This is a genomic window from Indibacter alkaliphilus LW1, from assembly GCF_000295935.2.
Classification (GTDB): Bacteria; Bacteroidota; Bacteroidia; order Cytophagales; family Cyclobacteriaceae; genus Indibacter; species Indibacter alkaliphilus.
Window position 1 is genome coordinate 221,153 of record NZ_ALWO02000036.1, and the last position, 16,160, is coordinate 237,312.

Consider the following 16,160-nt stretch of genomic DNA (forward strand, 5'->3'; position numbering starts at 1 on the left):
GGTTTTAGAGTTCGTACAATTGTTTATCGTACGCATTCGGGTTTACGGTTTCTGAGTTGATTGAATCTATGACTTGATTGATTTTTCGAAATACTCCAAAAAATGTCTCAAGTTCCTTTTCACTGACAACTTCGCGGACCATCAAATTGAAATCCTTGATGGTTTCTACGGAAATGGCTTTTTTTCTTTTACCCTCTTCAGTTAGAAATATCCTGACAGAGCGTTTATCATGGAGGTCAGGTTTACGGTATATGAGTTCCTTCTCTTCCATATTTTTCAACATCCTGGTCAAGCTCCTAGCCTCCAATCCCATCAGGGGAGCAATTTTTGTAGCTGGTGTGCCTTCCTTTGAATTGATATTGATTAGCACAAATCCTATTGAAGTAGTGAAATCCTCTTGGGCGGCCTTTTGGTTATACATTCTCGAAATGGCATGCCACACACTCTTTATATGATAATCTACAGTCTCTTCACGCTTCATAGTATAATCATTTGAAGGACTAATTTAGAAAAAATATTGTATGCATGCATACTAAATTATAAAAAAGTTATGCATGCATAAGAAATTATTTATACCCTATCTGGTTATAAAAAAAACTATATTCTGTTTTTGACAAGAATATAGTTTCGTTTCATTAGATTAATACCAGAAAACTGAAAAGATCGAAATAAGTTTCTGATTATTAGGAGGTATATAAGGATTCTATTTCTGAAGCATAACGGGAATGGATCACTTTTCTTTTGAGTTTCATCGTAGGAGTAAGCTCTCCACTTTCCACAGTCCACTGATGATGAAGTACTTTAAACTTTTTGATTTGCTCCCATTTGCCAAAATATTTGTTCAGGTTGTCAATTTCTTTTTGAAACTTATCCTGAATCTCTGGCTTCTTGAGCATTTCATCATCAGTTGTATATGGTATATCTCTATATTTGCACCAATCCTGAAGACCGGTGATGCTAGGAACGATTAATGCAGCTGGATAATTTTTGTTTTCTCCCACAACGACAATCTGCTCTATCAAAGGAGACTCTTTGAATTTATTTTCCATAGGCTGAGGAGCAATGTATTTGCCACCTGATGTTTTGAACATCTCCTTTTTCCTATCAGTTATTTTCAAATAAACTCCTTCGTGTAATTCTCCTATATCTCCTGTATGAAACCAAGCTCCTTCTGTGATAACTTCCGCGGTAAGGTCAGGCTGTTTGTAATATCCTTGCATTACGTTTGGACCCTTGACGAGGATTTCACCGTCCTCAGCAATTTTGACTTCCACATCTTTTACAATTTTGCCAACCATCCCAATTCGGATTTCTTCGAGGTTACAAACAGAGGCAGATATTACAGGTGAGGTTTCAGTAAGTCCATATCCCTCACATACAGGAATCTGAGCTGACCAGAATACTCTGGCTAGTCTTGGCTGTAAAGCCGATGCCCCTGAATTTATCTGTATTACATTGCCGCCCAAGGCTTCTCTCCATTTGCTGAAAATGATCTTATTGGCAAGTTTCAACTGAAAATTATACCACCAACCCTGATTTTTGTTGGGCTCATATTTTAAACCCAAATTAAGCGCCCAGAAAAACAATGATTTCTTCAGTCCTGTCAACTCATATCCTTTAGATACGATTTTATCATAAACCTTTTCCAATAACCTTGGAACTGTATTGAAAAGGTGTGGTTGAATCTCTTTAAGATTATCCCCTATGGTTTCCATACTTTCTGCATAATAAATGGAAATACCCATGTACAGAAAACAAAATGAGCCGGTCCTCTCATAAATATGACAAAGCGGAAGAAAACTCAATGCCTTAGAAACTCCTTTAGAAGCGATAATTCTATCTTCTATGGCAAAAAGATTGTGGAGAACATTTCCATGTGTTAGCATCACCCCTTTAGGTCTTCCTGTGGTCCCTGATGTGTATATGATGGTAAAAAGATCATCTGTCTGCACAGCTTCTTTCTTTTCCTCCAACTTAGCCAAATCACCAGACTCTCCCTTGGACATAAATTCTTCCCAATGTACCACACCATCGATAGAATCAAATGAATTGATAATTATGTCAGTTCCTTCTGCTGCAGTTCTGGCTTTTTGGTAAATTTCTTCATCACCAACAAAAACCTGCTTTACTTCTGCATGCTCAAAAATGTACTTGTAATCATCTGCTGAAATTGTAGGGTACATTGGGACCGATATGGCGCCTATTTGTTGTAAAGCAAGATCTATAAAGTTCCATTCGGGCCTGTTATTGGAAATGATTGCTACTTTATCATTTTTGTCTATACCTGTAGCTAAAAAAGCCAAACTTAAATTATCTACAATTTTCTTTAAGTCCCGAGAAGAATAGGTTTTCCACTCTCCATCCATTTTAAAAGCTAAGGCAACTTCTTTATCATAAGTTGCAATCTGATAATTTACAATTTCAAAGAGTCTGGTGATTGTCATATGGTTTTTGGGTTATGAAGTCTTTCAAATTATAAAAAAGGCAACACTTATCCAATTTTCCATTTATTCACATTCTCTTTTAATTTATTAGAATATTCAAATGATTGATTAAAAAAGATTATTGTTGTTATTAAGGTGTGGATTTGTGGGTAAATAAAGAGCTTTTATTCTTCCACAATGTTTATTGTATTTATCTTTAGTTTATCCACCGGTTATCCACTTTTTATTGAGTGCTAAAGGTTAGAATTTCAATAGCTTACAAATTTGTGTCTTTTAAGTGTGCGTAAATATGATTTTACTAATTGTTTAAAATATCCTGTTAGTAGAAATGTTGATAATTGTGGATGATATTATGGTTATCACCATTCTGAAGTATATTCTTTTCTGGATTTTGATGGACTGGTGATAACTCTTTCTTTGTACCCAGGTTATCCTGATTTATCCACAGTGATATTCTTACTTATCTACATTGGTTTGTTGAGGAATTTATCCATCAATTCTTCATAATGTTGATTGATCTGTGCTTCTAATGCCTTTTTTTCTTCTTCGGGAAGTTCTGGCAGTTTATTAAGTCCTATTGGTTTGGTCGGCTGTATGACGACATCTAGCGTCCATCCTCCTCTGATTACAGTATCTTTATTATTGTTGTCATTAGGGTTCATCAGGTAATAAACCCTTTCGGCTTGCCTGTTTTCATACAAATTAGATGTATCCCAACGTCGATTTCTATTGGTATCAACAATTGCTCTTATGAGATATGTTGCTGCTTCTATATCTCTGAACTCTGCTATATTAGTTTCTTCCAAATATTTTTCGGCTACTATTTCGTCTTTTTTTGTGATAAGTTGGACTAATAATGGTCTTTCGTCAGTGTTTACTGTTACATTGATTTCTTCAGCCAAGGTTTCTTTTTTCAATCTTCTATAAGATGCCTCCACCTTGTCTTTGTTAAACTGATTTTCTATATCTATAAAAGTACTGTCACCTGCATAGACTATGTAATTTTGAAAATCCAAGGTATCTGGTACAGTCCATTCCAGAACCAATCTCGTCCTTTTCGTACTGTCTTTTTGAAATACCCATTCTTTTCTTACTGGTATCACTGATGCTGTATCATATTTAATTAATAGTGAATCAAAATTTATCTCATTCACAGGTTTATTGAATTTAAATTCAGCTCTGAGCTTATCGATAAAATTTCTTGGCCCTTCTATAGTGGTTTCAAGCGTTTCTTTTCTCCTTTCACTTTCCTCAAATTTGGCATATAGTGTTGTATCGATTTTGAATCCTACTGAATCTTTGAGATTCAATCTGACTTCTAAGCTGTCATTTATCAACGCTGTGTGGTAAAATTTTAGGGTTCTGTCCGATAGTCGATAAAATAACTTTTCATTGAGTTCAGGTGCTTCTATTTCAATGTCCACAGGTATTTTGCTTAATACAATGTCAAAGTTGCTTCCTATGCTTGATGCCCTGGCAATGCGGAATTCTCCGAGATTTGATTTATCTAGGTAGAATTGAACACCTGAAATATCTCTATCTATTGTAATCGTGTCTCCTAAGAATGAATAATGTTCGGATTTCTCTTCAGCCTTGAGTGAATTGTTATCATCATGCCATGCATAGGCTACATATTGGCCTGCTTTGATATTTGTTAATTTGAAATTTCCTGTCGTATCTGCTGCTCCTATATAGTATGGAGGTGCTGTTAATACATTTGTTGTATCTTCGACTGTATAAAGGCCTACCAGTACATCCTTCATTTTCTTTTCTCTTTGGGGAAAGGTGTAGGCTACATTTCCTGAAAAAGTAAGACTGTCTATTTCGTCTCCTGTTGAAAACACCAGTTTCAAGTTTTCCGGTGCATTACTTTCTGTTATATCTTGAATTGTTTTTTGGAAATTGAATACATAAGTAGTACTGTCTTCCAATTCCTGATTTAATTTGATAGTCACTTTATTTTTTAAAGCAGTGACTTCCATTTCATCTTTTTTAATCCTTGGAGTAATGATTATTCCTTTATTTGGATTTTCTACTTTGATATATTCATCAAATAAAAGTTCAATGACTGTTGGCTTTACATTCAAAGATTCATTTTCAGGACTTATAGAAAGTAGTTTAGGAGGTTCTTCATCCTTTGGACCTCCCATAGGTGTACTTTGTTTTGCACAAGAAAATAATGCAATAAATATAATAACACCTAACAATGATATAATATATCTCATTTCTTCTTTAAAATAAACAATAAGCTTGAATAATTATTATTGTTCTTTTTAGCCCATTTATTTGATTTCCAACCTTTTATTAATCCTTTGATTAAGTGTATTAACGATGATTGACCTGGATTAATATGCTTTTCTGATAAGATTGATACATAATAACTGTCAAAGGGCATGGCTAAGGTATCTATTATATGAAAACCAAATTCTTCAGCAAAATTATAAATTGATTTTTGATTGAAATGGTATAAATGCCTTGGGACATCCCATGCTGCCCAGTTTTCTTGATAATGATTGGAATCCCAAGAATCTAGATTGGGGACTGCGATTAATAGCGTTCCATTATCTTCAAGTAATTTATTTATTGTTTTTCCTGTTTTACGTAATTCATTAATATGCTCTAAGACATGAAACAATGTAATGGCGGTAAATTTCTTACCTTTTTTTATGTCAGATAGACTTTCAAATGCTTTAATATTTTTCTTGGAAAGTTGCTGTCTTGCTTCTTGATTGGGTTCTATTGCAAGCACTTTCCAATCTTGTTTAATCGCTTCAGCCAAAAAGTAACCTGTGCCTGCCCCAATATCCAATACTTTTCTTTTCTGTGATGTATAGTGATTAAGGATCGAGACTTTTTTCTTTATAGTAAAATTCCTTACCAATTTATAGATCACATTGATAAGGTTGTTTGATTTATCCTTATGGGATATATATTCTTCAGAAATGTAATATTTCCCAATATTGGTCTGATCAGGTCTTGGATTAGTGAAGGTTAGCGTACATTTACTGCATTTACATATTAAAAACTCTTCTTTGCTTATTGCATTATCTTTAACCTTAAGATGATTAAGAAAAAGCCCACTTTTGCAAAGTGGGCATTTGTTTAATCTTTCTGTTGTTTTCATTACCTTCCCAAATACACAGTTAAGATAGATAAATCAGCTGGAGATACGCCACTGATTCTTGATGCCTGTCCGAGAGTTTCAGGTCTGATCTTATTTAGTTTTTGTTTACCCTCAGCTGATAATGCAGGAATTTTCAAATAGTCAAAGGTTAGTGGGATTTTAAAGTCTTCCATGTTATTTAATTTCTCTACCATTTGCTGTTCTTTTAAAATATAGCTTTCATATTTTATTTGGATTTCAGCTTGTTCTCTGGATTCTTTATTAAATTTTGATAGGTAATCTTTTAGATCATGATCCAATTCCATTATCTTTTCTAAGCCTAGCTGTGGCCTTTTCAAAAGCTTTTCTACAGTAATTTTTTCTTTGACTGTTGCTGTATCAAATTCTTCTAAGCCTTCATTGATTGTTTCAGGTGATAGTCTTTTTTGTTTGAGATCATTGATTAGCCTGGCTGTATCATTCTTTTTATCCAGCATTTTTTCTAACCTCTTATCATCTGCAAGGCCTATCTGATGGCCCAATTGTGTTAATCTCAAATCTGCATTGTCTTGGCGCAGCAATAACCTGAATTCTGCCCTGGATGTAAACATGCGATATGGCTCTTCTGTCCCTTTATTGATCAGATCATCTATTAATACGCCTATATAGGCGTCTGATCTTTTCAATAAAAATGGACTTTCTTCTTTAACTCTTCTAGCTGCATTGATTCCTGCTATCAAACCTTGTGATGCTGCCTCCTCGTATCCTGTAGTACCGTTTATCTGTCCTGCAAAAAAGAGATTTTCTACTAATTGTGTTTCAAGAGAAAGTTTCAATTGTGTTGGTGGAAAAAAGTCATACTCGATGGCGTATCCTGGTCTGAACATCTTTGCATTTTCAAATCCGGTTATTTTCCTGATCGCTTTGTATTGTACATCTTCAGGAAGTGAAGTAGAAAAACCATTCACATAGATCTCTACTGTATTCCAACCTTCTGGCTCTACAAATATCTGATGTCTTTCTCTTTCTGCAAAGCGGTTGATTTTATCTTCAATAGATGGACAATATCTTGGACCTAAGCCTTGAATTCGCCCATTAAACATCGGAGACCTGTCGAAACCTGTTTCTAAAGCTTCATGAACATCTTTATTGGTATAAGTAATCCAGCAAGGCTTTTGCTCTTTCAATGGCTCAGTATCATCTGAATACGAAAATTTTTCTGGGTTTTCATCTCCATGCTGAATCTCCATTTTGGTATAATCTAGAGACCTTCCATCTACTCTTGGTGGGGTTCCTGTTTTCATTCTCCCTGCTTCGAAGCCCAAACCTACCAATTGTTCGGTGATTCCTTTGGCTGCTGCTTCACCAGTTCTCCCACCTCCAAATTGTTTTTCTCCTATATGGATTATTCCATTTAGAAATGTTCCATTGGTAAGTACAACTGTTTTGGATTTGATTTCTATACCTATTCCCGTTCTTACTCCTATTACGCGCTTATCTTTGACAGTTAATCCACTGACCATTTCTTGCCAAAAATCCACATTTGGGGTTTCTTCCAATGCCAGACGCCATTCTTCAGCAAATCTCATCCGGTCGTTTTGAGACCTAGGAGACCACATTGCAGGACCTTTTGATCTATTGAGCATTCTGAATTGTATCATGGATTTATCAGAAATTATTCCCGACTTCCCTCCTAGCGCATCAATTTCTCTTACAATTTGGCCTTTTGCAACCCCACCCATTGCAGGATTGCAGGACATCTGTGCAATGGTATTCATATTCATTGTACACAGAAGAACCTTTGCGCCCATCTTTGCTGCAGCATGCGCAGCCTCACAGCCTGCATGCCCAGCCCCAACTACAATTACATCGTATTCTGGAAACATTATTGATTTTATTGTGTTCCACGTGAAACACCTATACTTTTTTCATTAAGGTGTTCCACGTGGAACGTTTAATTATTGATTGAATAAGGTAATGGAACTGTTCTCCATTTTTCGCATCAATTCTTTCTCTGATTTTGTTTTGTCTCTATATCCCATTAAATGTAAGAGACCATGACTCATTACTCTTTGGACTTCTACTTCAAATGTGTTATTAAGTTTTATAGCATTTTCTTTTACTCTATCAACGCTGATGAAAACATCCCCTTCTATTTGCTGCTCTTCATCAGAATTGTCGAAAGTGATTATATCAGTATAAGTGTCGTGATTTAAATACTCAAGGTTGATTTGATGTAAGTACTCATCCGAGCAAAATATGTAATTTAAATCCTTGATGTCGTACTCTTCTTTTGCTGCAATTTCTCTCAACCATTTTTTATAACTGTTTTTTGGTTTCAAATTGAATTTGATTCCTTCATTGAAAAAAAGAATTGCCATAATTACATGTAGAAAGTTAATATGGTTTTTCTTCCTTCATCTTCAAATTTGACTTCGTCTGAAAGGTGCTTCATGATATATATTCCTCTGCCACCTGACTTCTCTAGATTTTCGGGAGCAGTTGGGTCCGAAAGGTTAATATAGTCAAATCCAGTTCCTTCATCGGTGATAGTGAACCTAACTTGGTTTTCTTCCAAATCAAGCTCAAGATTAACTTTTTTGGATTTATCCATATTGTTACCGTGAATGATAGCATTTGTTACACATTCAGTTACCGATATCATGATATTTCCGTAAATGTCTTCATTGATAGTATACTTTTCCTTAGCATTATCTATGAAACTCTCTACAACTTTGATGTTCTCGATTAGAGAAGGAATTGAAATTTTAATGGATTTCATGAACAAAATATGGATAAATACTTAATTTATTTTCTTTTACTTATCAATCTCTATCCAGATTGGGCAGTGATCTGAATGGTGAACATCGGCCAATATTCCGGAACTTTTAATGTTATTCTCAAATGGCTTATTGACCATGTGATAATCAATCCGCCACCCGAGATTCTTTGCTCTAGCGCCAGCTCTGTAACTCCACCAAGTGTATTGATGAGGTTCTGGGTTGAATTTTCTAAAGCTGTCTACGAAGCCAGATTCTGTAAACTTGTCCATCCAAGCTCTTTCTTCTGGTAAAAACCCGGAAGAATTCTTATTGGAAACAGGATTATGAATATCTATTGCCTTATGACAAATATTATAATCTCCGCTAAGAATCAAATTAGGGATTTTTTGGGTTAATTCCTGCGTATATCCATAAATATCATCCAAGAACATATATTTGAAATCTTGCCTGATGTCCCCAGTTGTTCCTGATGGAAAATAGGATGAAATAAAAGAAAACTCTTCAAAGTCTGTTCTGATCATCCGACCTTCATCGTCATAAGTTTCAATTCCCATTCCGTATTCTACATGTTTGGGTTGCTTCTTTGTCAATATGGCAACACCACTGTAGCCTTTTTTGACTGCAGGATACCAATATACTTGGTAGCCTAAATCTTCAAACATGGTTTTATCAATCTGGTTTTCCAGTGCTTTGACTTCCTGTAGGCCAATAATATCAGGATTTTCTGCTTTAAGCCAATCAACAAAACCTTTGTTGATGGCAGCTCTGATACCGTTGACATTATAGGATACGATTTTCATTGAGTATAGATGGTTTCTTTAACAAATACTTTACTTGATCTCAATTTGATATTCTTGTTCGAAGTAATCAATTACCTGTAATTTGAGTAATTTTTCCTGCTCCAATATGTCAAAATGGGGGAGCTTTTTGACGAGTTTCCAATGAGGCCATCCTTCCTGATCCACATAATCCAATTCGTAAAAGCCTGCTAAACTCAAAACCTTGCATATCGCAATATGCATCAGGTCTTGTTTTTGCTCCTTGGAGAAATTTTTGTTTCCCTGACCCAACTCTTGCACCCCGATCAAAAAAAGTACGGCATTGAGGTCATTGGGTTTTTTACCTATGACTTCCTCCAATCCTTTGAGAAGTTTTGACCAGCGCTTTTCAAGGTCTAAATCCTTTTTAAACATTTGTTTTATTTTCTTTTTCCAAAAGCTCCCAATATTCAACAGCTCTTCTTAAATGAGGAATTACGATGGAGCCTCCTATCACCGTTGCTATGGAAAATACTTCAAATATTTCTTTTTTATCCAAACCAGCTTCGTAGCATTTACCAAGATGATACTTTATACAGTCATCACATCGTAATACCATAGAACAGGCTAAGCCTATCATTTCCTTACTCTTGACATCTATCGCTCCAGAAGCATAGGTATTGGTATCGAGGTTGAAGAACCTCTTAATTACTTTATTGTCAGAAGCCATGATTTTTTCGTTCATTTCGCTTCTGTAGGTATTGAACTCTTCTATTAAATTCATTAATTTTTAGGAGATTATATACAACCTGCAAATATAGCAGGTATTTTACTGTCCTTCAGTCATTAAAAACCCTTTTTGAAATGAATCTGCCTTTATTTGACGACTTTTTGGCTCTTGTATTTCCCAAAACATGTTGCTTGTGCAAAAGAAGCCTTTTCGAGTTTGAAGATCAGCTTTGTAAGGTTTGTATCTCAAAGCTTCCCGTAGCCAGTTACCACCTACGGCCTCAAAATAATGATCTGGTAACCAAAATTTTGGGATTGACCAAAGCTAACTTGGTAATGGCTTTTTTGAGATTTACCAAAAAAGGCGATAGCCAAAAGCTACTGCATCTGCTCAAATACAGAAACAAACCAGAAGTCGGTATAGAATTGGGTAGAATCTTCGGGCAAATACTTTTAGAGTCAGGTTTTCAGAATAACTGGGATCAGCTCACTCCGGTTCCTTTGCACCCAATAAAAAGAAAAAGAAGAGGCTACAACCAAAGCGAACAGTTTGCTCTGGGGCTTTCTCTTTCTTTGCAAATACCTGTTATCGCATCTTTGTCCAGAATAAAATATACTGAAACACAAACCCAAAAATCCAGGATGGAAAGACTCCAAAATGTCGCTGATGTATTCGACATTTCAAAAGATGAAAATGTCCTCAACAAAAGGATTTTATTGGTGGATGATGTGATGACTACAGGAGCTACTTTGATTTCCTGCGCAAACAAACTAAATGAATATGGTGCTCAAACGGTTGATATGGCTGTTATTGCTGCCGGTAAAACCTAATCAAATATTTGTGGACAAAATATTTGTGTTATAATTATATGCATGGGTTTCCAAGATCTTTAATGGAGGGGATTGTAAACTAAAATGACCCTTCCCAGAAGAAATAGCGAACAGAATGGGGTTTGATTATTTTCAGCAACCAAGCTGATTACTAGCTACCAGCTTCCTCCAGCTCCCCCTCCACCAAACGAACCTCCTCCGAAGCCTCCAAATCCACCTCCGCTTCCAAAACCACCCCCTCCACCAAAGGAGCCTTTTCCTGAAGAAAAGTCACCGAATTTTCCTCTACTTCCCCCTTTGAGCATATTGGCCAGCATGATGGTAGTGAAAAGGTCTACATTTCCCCCTCTTCCTCCCATGTGATTGTTATTGTCTCTCTTATTTTTGATCAAGGGGAGAATGACAAAAACCAATATCAGAAAAATAAAAAACACTACTGCTCCTCCATGATCACCAGATGAGCTTATTTTATCTGCTTGATATTCTCCAGAGGCTAGTTTAAAAATCATGTCAGTGGCTTTATCCAAACCAGCATAATATTCCTCCATTCTGAAATTGGGTACAATTAATTGATTTACAATTCTTTTTGCCAATGCATCAGGGATTACGCCTTCCATTCCATAACCTGTAGCAATAAATACTTTTCTATCATCCATTGCAGCAAGGATCAATACACCGTTGTCCCGGTCCTTTTGACCAATCCCCCACCGATCTCCCAATTGGAAAGTATAATCGCTGATGTCATAAGGTCCAACAGAACGGATCAAAACAACCGTGACCTGTGTGGAGGTGCTGTCATTATAGTTCCGAAGTTTTCTTTCTAACTGTTCAACTTCTGCACTGCTTAGGCTGTTGGAAAAGTCATTTACCAGCCTTGGGGGTTTGGGAACTTCAGGAAAATCTAATTGTGCCTGTACCAGACTACAACAAAAAAGAAGGAGTGTAAATACGTAATGCTTTATTTTCATCATGTGTTATCCAAAGGATATTTCATCGGGCAATTCATTGATATCTCCCTTGTTTTCGAACGGGAAGTGTTCCTGGAGAGCCTTTCCGCTCATTTCTATGGCATTGCTCAGTCCGCTTGTAAATTCTCCTTTTTTAAAATGGAAAAGCATGGTTTCTTTTATTTTTTCCCAAAAATCACTTGGTACAACCGCATTAATCCCTATATCTCCCAAAACTGCAAATTTGTGATCCTCTACAGCAAGATAGAAAAGCACCGCATTCCGTTCTTCGGTTTTGTGCATTTTCAGGGTTTCAAAAACCTCTGCTGCTCTATCCATCACGTCTTCACTGCAATGGTTTTCTATGTGAACTTGGATTTCACCGGAAGTCTTCCTTTCTGCTGCTTTGATGGCAGCAATGATCACTCCTCTGTCTGACTCAGAAAATAATTTTTCAGGCATAATGACTAAAATTGTACACTTGGTGCTGTTTCGGCTCCTGCACTGGCTTCGAAATAACCTTTCCGCTCAAACCCATACCAGCCGGCAAAGATATTATTGGGAAAAGTTCTCAAGTTGGCGTTGTAGGACTGTACAGATTGATTGAAATTTCGTCTTGCAACAGCAATCCTATTTTCGGTTCCCTCCAATTGAGCTTGAAGTTCCAGAAAGTTTTGATTGGCTTTCAGGTCAGGATATCTTTCCACCGCAACAAGTAATCTGCTCAATGAGCCACTGAGCTGATCTTGCGCTTCCTGGAACCTGGCAATATTCTCAGGACTTAAGTCTTCAGCATTGAGATTGATCGATGTGGCCTTGGCTCTTGCTTCCACTACTCCTGTAAGCGTTTCCTGTTCAAAGTCCGCATAACCTCTCACCGTATTCACCAAATTAGGGATCAGATCAGCTCGCCTTTGATATTGAGTTTCAACCTCAGCCCATTGTCCATTGATGGTTTCTTCATTTTGTACAAATATATTGTAAACACCCACGGCCTTGGTATACATGAATAGACCGATAAGCGCAATGACCAGAATAGGAATCCATGCTTTTTTCATTTTTGTAAATTTTAATTAGCTTCGAATTAATACGGGGCAATGATTTGTAATGTTGGAAAATTTAATTCTGAATATCTTTTTTTTCCATCGGTCCAAAGTTAGGAATCTTTAGGTTTCTAAGGAAAATTTTAAATACCGTTCCTCGATTTACTTCACTTTCTATAATGAGATTTCCATCATGTGCCCTGATTTGTTCCCGGACAAGATACAAGCCGAGACCTTTGCCCTCTACATGGGAGTGGAACCTTTGATAAAGACCAAATAGCCTATCACCATATCGCTGAAGGTCTATTCCTATACCATTATCCTTAAATTCCAGTACTGTGTACTCATTTTCTCTCCAGGTTTTGATATGGATGAGGGGATCTCTGTCCGGGTGCTTGTATTTGAGGGAGTTGGTTGTCAGGTTGATGAGGAAATTTTCCAAATGAGAATAGATGTAATCTATCTTACTTGCACCAGAAAAATCCTTTAGAATCACAGCATTGCTTTCTGAAATCTGTTTCGATAGACTTTTTTCAATATTCCTTACGATCTTGGCAAAGCTTATCTTTTCTATTTTGGGCAATTTGTCTTTTTTGATAGACACTACCTCTATCAAATCCTGAAGCGTAGCATTGAGTATTTTGGTAGACTCTCTCAAGTTGTCAATAATCTCTTCATTTTCAATATTGCTGGGATTCTCAGCATCATAGAGATCGAGTAAAGAAGAAATATTGACGATAGGAGCACGTAGATTATGCGAAATGATGTAAGCAAAACGCTGTAGTTCTTCATTTTGGGATTTTAAATCCCGGATCAGCTGTTCCCTTTCTTCTTCTGCCAGCTTGGTTTCGGTTATATTTTGGGTTACCAAGAGGATCCTATCAATTTCGCCATGGTTGTTTGTCAAAGGAACACCGCTTTTCAGGTAGTATTGTTTGTCAATAATCACCTCAAACATTACTGAATCACCTCTAAGAACTTTATCCAACTGCTGGCGCACCTCGTTGGCAATGTAGCTTTCATATTTTGACAAATGGGCTGTTCCAATGAGAGATTTTGGATCGATACCTTTGTTACGGTATTCTTTTCCATCTGTATAAATATAGACCAGGTTTTTGTCCAACACCTCAACTGTGCCCTTTGGAAAATTTTCAGCAATGCTTCTAAACAACTGTTCTGATGTAATCAGTCTTCTTTCATAATCCAAACGGTTGAGCTCAGCCCCTATTCTGTCAGATAAAATGGTCAATAAGCCCGAAAGACTATAGCTGTATGGTCTTGGCTTTTCATCCATAATGACCAATATTCCCAGTCTATTTCCTTCCAAGTCCACTATTGGCACTCCCAGGTAAGTTGAGATATTCATTTCTGCGAGCATTTTATCCTCTTTGAAGATCTGATCGGCATCTTTTTGAATGATCAAAGGCTCGTTACTGTTGAGGCATTCCAAACAAGGAGTATTTAGTAAGGAATAGCTAAAGTTTTCTGCTTTTTCTCCTTTCCTACAGTATGATAAAACGTTTGCCTCATTTTTATCCTTTTGAATCTGTGCTATAAAACAATGGCTTACCCCTAGCTTTTCAGATAAATAATGGGTTAACTCATCAAAAAACTGCTGACCACTGTATTTGGAAGTTTTTTCCGTCAGCATGGAAACAGTATTGTGGACAAATTCCTGTTCACTGATATCTTCAAGAATTGCCTGATAATATTTTCCTTTCTCGATTTCTATGGCGTTGACCCTTATATGGAACAGTTTATTTGAAAAATAACTGATATAAGGCCCTTCATAGAAACCACTTCCTTTGACAATGCTGTCTTTGTATGCCTTCTGAATAGGGTTGTTTCCTAATAGCTCAAACATATTCAGTCCGATTAGTTTCGAAGAATCAGGAAGATCTATTTTTTCAGTAAAGCTTTTATTGGCATCAATGATTGTCCCATTTTGATCATACTGAAGGGTCGGGAGGGGATTTTCTTCAAATAATGTTTTGTACCGGTTGAGGTTCATGGAGGACTCCATCTCTTTTTGCTTAGTATAAGAGAAGTCTATAAAAAAACCGGCCCAGATAGAGTCGTTTTTATATTTTTTAAGTCGGTTTGAGGCTCCATAAATCCATTTCACTTCCCCATTGGGCATGATGATTCTGAAGTAACATTCAAATTTATCGTCTTTGGTATATGCCTCCCTGTCTGCCTGCAATAAGCTTTCCCTATCTTCGGGATGAACAATGCTAAGCATAAAGGACTCATTTTCCATAATCTTTTCCGGGCTGATTCCCAATAGGGTTTTGGACCCTTCACTGACAAAAAGAAACTTATGTGATAAATCAGAAAAAGTTTTGATCAAATAAACCATTCCGGGAACTACGCCTGTAAGCTCATCCAACACGGTTTTATTTTCCAAGAGGTCTTTTTCAATTTCCTTCAGGGCGGTAATATCCTTGATGACTCCCAAGACTATTTCCTTATCTGAATTCTCATTATTGTACTTCCTGTAATCATCTTGTACAAAAAGATAATTACCTTCTTGGTTCAAGACACGATAACTTTGCTTGTTGCCATGTTCATAGTTTACCCTATAGCTATGCCTGTCATTGGGATGTATAAGTTTTTTCCAGTCTTCTCCTGTGAAATTCTTAAAAAAAGACTTGGGATAGCCCAACAAACTTTCAATTGGCCCTGTCCAATTGACGGTATCCTCTTCTGGTGTGTATTCATAGTAAACCAAACCATTGCCTTTTTTTTGTTTTCCTTTTTCATCTGGAAATTCCTGGATAAAGTCCAATATGAATTTTAATTGAATAAGATAGGTACCTTTGGACAGCTCTTTCTTTTTCAAGTAAAGATGATCAGGAAAAATCTCTAAATGTTGGCTTCCTGGCTGAGAAAAAAATTGCTGAATGTCAGACTCCTCTATAAAGGAGAATTTATTTTTCACAAAAGAAACACAATCATCAGTAGTTATGGCTACTTTGTCATTCTGGGTAGCTGTCAATATGCGGGATTGATTTTCTATTACCAACCACGATAACTTCACATTACTTTTCCAGGCTGAAGGCGATATCAATGCATTGATCAGGTAAGAACTGTCTTCTTGAGATATCACATAGCCTTCAATTTCCACAAATTGAAAATATTCCTTGTTGATAACTACAGGGCAGACTACTTTATCTCCTTTACCGAGTTTTTCGAATAGAAAATCAAATAAGTCTGGAGGAAGGGTAGGAAAAAGGGATTTGAAGAATGACTCTTCATAAAATTTGTCTCCTTTTTCCAGAATTTTTTTGATTTCTGATGAGATGTAAAGAAGCTCATATTTTCCCCCTTTGTACCTTTTTAAGGTCAATAGAATATTTTGAAAAAGGGCGGTCGTATTTCCGGACATTTTGACTCCTCAAAGGAGAATTTTAAAATAAACAAATAAGCTGCTTTTCCCTGTCAAATATAAGCATTCAAAAATTATATTATCCATCAGGTAAGCGCTGTGAAGCATATTTCCACAGACGTTTTAGGCTCCCT

The 16,160-nt window shown here is 36.5% G+C and carries 15 protein-coding genes; 1 reads left to right on the forward strand and 14 read right to left on the reverse strand.

The window, feature by feature from the left end:
• Positions 1 to 4: 4 nt before the first annotated feature.
• The 10 genes from A33Q_RS12240 to A33Q_RS12285 form a co-directional block, all read right to left on the reverse strand.
• Positions 5 to 481, reverse strand: coding sequence for a MarR family winged helix-turn-helix transcriptional regulator (locus tag A33Q_RS12240; RefSeq protein WP_009034954.1), 477 nt, complete (start codon positions 479 to 481; stop codon positions 5 to 7).
• A 202-nt stretch (positions 482 to 683) separates the two neighbouring features.
• Positions 684 to 2,444: an AMP-dependent synthetase/ligase gene (locus A33Q_RS12245; RefSeq protein WP_009034953.1), complete on the reverse strand. Its 1,761-nt coding sequence runs from the start codon at positions 2,442 to 2,444 to the stop codon at positions 684 to 686.
• Positions 2,445 to 2,908: 464 nt separating this feature from the next.
• Positions 2,909 to 4,594: an Ig-like domain-containing domain gene (locus A33Q_RS12250; RefSeq protein WP_009034952.1), complete on the reverse strand. Its 1,686-nt coding sequence runs from the start codon at positions 4,592 to 4,594 to the stop codon at positions 2,909 to 2,911.
• Positions 4,595 to 4,665: 71 nt separating this feature from the next.
• Entirely contained in the window at positions 4,666 to 5,568 is a 903-nt protein-coding gene (locus A33Q_RS12255; protein WP_009034951.1) for a class I SAM-dependent methyltransferase, read from the reverse strand.
• Positions 5,568 to 7,433 (reverse strand): tRNA uridine-5-carboxymethylaminomethyl(34) synthesis enzyme MnmG, encoded by a 1,866-nt coding sequence (mnmG, locus tag A33Q_RS12260; protein ID WP_016255196.1) that lies wholly within the window; start codon positions 7,431 to 7,433, stop codon positions 5,568 to 5,570. Before mnmG ends, A33Q_RS12255 begins: the two co-directional genes overlap by 1 nt.
• A gap of 72 nt (positions 7,434 to 7,505) precedes the next feature.
• Positions 7,506 to 7,928 carry an rRNA maturation RNase YbeY gene (gene ybeY / locus A33Q_RS12265; protein ID WP_009036142.1) on the reverse strand — a complete coding sequence of 141 codons (423 nt, stop codon included), beginning with the start codon at positions 7,926 to 7,928 and terminating at the stop codon, positions 7,506 to 7,508.
• Positions 7,929 to 7,930: 2 nt separating this feature from the next.
• Entirely contained in the window at positions 7,931 to 8,329 is a 399-nt protein-coding gene (locus tag A33Q_RS12270) for an ATP-binding protein (protein ID WP_009036141.1), read from the reverse strand.
• Positions 8,330 to 8,365: 36 nt separating this feature from the next.
• Entirely contained in the window at positions 8,366 to 9,130 is a 765-nt protein-coding gene (locus A33Q_RS12275) for an exodeoxyribonuclease III (RefSeq protein ID WP_009036140.1), read from the reverse strand.
• Between the two features lie 30 nt (positions 9,131 to 9,160).
• Entirely contained in the window at positions 9,161 to 9,523 is a 363-nt protein-coding gene (locus A33Q_RS12280) for a hypothetical protein (RefSeq protein ID WP_009036139.1), read from the reverse strand.
• The gene (locus tag A33Q_RS12285; RefSeq protein ID WP_009036138.1) at positions 9,516 to 9,872 is read right to left on the reverse strand and encodes a carboxymuconolactone decarboxylase family protein; all 357 of its coding nucleotides are present in this window, start codon (positions 9,870 to 9,872) and stop codon (positions 9,516 to 9,518) included. Before A33Q_RS12285 ends, A33Q_RS12280 begins: the two co-directional genes overlap by 8 nt.
• An 80-nt stretch (positions 9,873 to 9,952) precedes the next feature.
• Here A33Q_RS12285 and A33Q_RS12290 point away from each other — a divergent pair, with 80 nt between their 5' ends.
• Complete coding sequence (locus tag A33Q_RS12290; protein WP_009036137.1) at positions 9,953 to 10,648, forward strand: ComF family protein; 696 nt, start codon at positions 9,953 to 9,955, stop codon at positions 10,646 to 10,648.
• Between the two features lie 155 nt (positions 10,649 to 10,803).
• Here the strand turns inward: A33Q_RS12290 and A33Q_RS12295 are convergent, their stop codons facing one another.
• From A33Q_RS12295 to A33Q_RS12310, 4 genes are all read right to left on the reverse strand, one after another.
• Positions 10,804 to 11,619 carry a TPM domain-containing protein gene (locus A33Q_RS12295; RefSeq protein WP_016255199.1) on the reverse strand — a complete coding sequence of 272 codons (816 nt, stop codon included), beginning with the start codon at positions 11,617 to 11,619 and terminating at the stop codon, positions 10,804 to 10,806.
• 3 nt (positions 11,620 to 11,622) lie between these two features.
• Positions 11,623 to 12,057, reverse strand: a complete 435-nt coding sequence (locus tag A33Q_RS12300; protein ID WP_009036135.1) for a TPM domain-containing protein — start codon at positions 12,055 to 12,057, stop codon at positions 11,623 to 11,625.
• A gap of 5 nt (positions 12,058 to 12,062) precedes the next feature.
• Entirely contained in the window at positions 12,063 to 12,653 is a 591-nt protein-coding gene (locus tag A33Q_RS12305) for a LemA family protein (protein WP_009036134.1), read from the reverse strand.
• Between the two features lie 61 nt (positions 12,654 to 12,714).
• The gene (locus tag A33Q_RS12310; RefSeq protein WP_235062800.1) at positions 12,715 to 15,987 is read right to left on the reverse strand and encodes a PAS domain-containing protein; all 3,273 of its coding nucleotides are present in this window, start codon (positions 15,985 to 15,987) and stop codon (positions 12,715 to 12,717) included.
• Positions 15,988 to 16,160 lie beyond the last annotated feature (173 nt).

Excerpts from the sequence above, each read along its gene's own strand:
- A33Q_RS12240 (WP_009034954.1), bottom strand. The coding sequence starts at position 481 with ATGAAGCGTGAAGAGACTGTAGATTATCATATAAAGAGTGTGTGGCAT.
- A33Q_RS12245 (WP_009034953.1), bottom strand. The coding sequence starts at position 2,444 with ATGACAATCACCAGACTCTTTGAAATTGTAAATTATCAGATTGCAACT.
- A33Q_RS12250 (WP_009034952.1), bottom strand. The coding sequence starts at position 4,594 with ATGGGAGGTCCAAAGGATGAAGAACCTCCTAAACTACTTTCTATAAGT.
- A33Q_RS12255 (WP_009034951.1), bottom strand. The coding sequence starts at position 5,568 with ATGAAAACAACAGAAAGATTAAACAAATGCCCACTTTGCAAAAGTGGG.
- mnmG (WP_016255196.1), bottom strand. The coding sequence starts at position 7,433 with ATGTTTCCAGAATACGATGTAATTGTAGTTGGGGCTGGGCATGCAGGC.
- ybeY (WP_009036142.1), bottom strand. The coding sequence starts at position 7,928 with ATGGCAATTCTTTTTTTCAATGAAGGAATCAAATTCAATTTGAAACCA.
- A33Q_RS12270 (WP_009036141.1), bottom strand. The coding sequence starts at position 8,329 with ATGAAATCCATTAAAATTTCAATTCCTTCTCTAATCGAGAACATCAAA.
- A33Q_RS12275 (WP_009036140.1), bottom strand. The coding sequence starts at position 9,130 with ATGAAAATCGTATCCTATAATGTCAACGGTATCAGAGCTGCCATCAAC.
- A33Q_RS12280 (WP_009036139.1), bottom strand. The coding sequence starts at position 9,523 with ATGTTTAAAAAGGATTTAGACCTTGAAAAGCGCTGGTCAAAACTTCTC.
- A33Q_RS12285 (WP_009036138.1), bottom strand. The coding sequence starts at position 9,872 with ATGAATTTAATAGAAGAGTTCAATACCTACAGAAGCGAAATGAACGAA.
- A33Q_RS12290 (WP_009036137.1), top strand. The coding sequence starts at position 9,953 with ATGAATCTGCCTTTATTTGACGACTTTTTGGCTCTTGTATTTCCCAAA.
- A33Q_RS12295 (WP_016255199.1), bottom strand. The coding sequence starts at position 11,619 with ATGATGAAAATAAAGCATTACGTATTTACACTCCTTCTTTTTTGTTGT.
- A33Q_RS12300 (WP_009036135.1), bottom strand. The coding sequence starts at position 12,057 with ATGCCTGAAAAATTATTTTCTGAGTCAGACAGAGGAGTGATCATTGCT.
- A33Q_RS12305 (WP_009036134.1), bottom strand. The coding sequence starts at position 12,653 with ATGAAAAAAGCATGGATTCCTATTCTGGTCATTGCGCTTATCGGTCTA.